General features: G+C 36.9%; 1 protein-coding gene. It reads right to left on the bottom strand.

Features of this window, described 5'->3' with window-relative positions; all coding sequences use genetic code 11:
* Nucleotides 1-688 (bottom strand): IS4 family transposase (locus M3210_RS20085; RefSeq protein ID WP_251518065.1); only part of this gene is annotated, 688 nt, incomplete at both ends.

The following is a 688-nucleotide window of genomic DNA, read 5'->3' as shown; positions in this document are numbered from 1 at the left end:
GTTCAAAATCATCACCAACTACTCGTATAAACGCATTTTTTCGAAGTCTTGAGAGAAAAAAGTAACCATCATCGGTCATGCGATCAAAGCGCTCGTAATCCAGGTAACCTCGATCAAACACATACATGCATTCTTTGTCATCGACTAGCACTTCAAGCTGGTTGCGATCATGTTCTTTCGCATTCGTGATAACGGCTTTTTCAGGATACGACAAGCCATTTTCCATAAATACGAGTTTTAAATGTACTTTCACACCTGCTTTCGTCTTACGAAATTCAGCCCACCTGTGATTGGTTAAATTCAATGGCAGTGTCGTGGAGTCGATGATCTTCAATGGCATCATAAGTTTTGGGTAATGTGTTTTCTTATGAATTTGAGACACTAAATCAAGAAAAAGTATCTGAAAGATATCCGGATTCATCCCATTCAAGCGCCGAGATAGCTGAGAAATACTAATCGTATCAAGAACGGTTTCTTTTTGTAGATCGTCATCAAAAAGATAATCCGCTAGTTCATGTAAACTTTCCACCTCTTCCAGCTGCGCAAAAAGAAGTAATTTTAAAAATGACTCTGTCGTTAGTTTTTTTGTATAGTAATCTAATTTCAACGTTTTCACACTTTCTTCAAATAATTGAAGATTGATTGGTGAAAACCATTGTCCAAATGAAGTTTTTCGTGTAACCTTATC

Origin of the sequence: Oceanobacillus luteolus, from assembly GCF_023715655.1 — a bacterium.
GTDB lineage: Bacteria > Bacillota > Bacilli > Bacillales > Amphibacillaceae > Oceanobacillus > Oceanobacillus luteolus.
The sequence above is the reverse complement of the archived record's forward strand: the minus strand, read 5'-3'. Positions and strand labels throughout refer to the sequence as shown.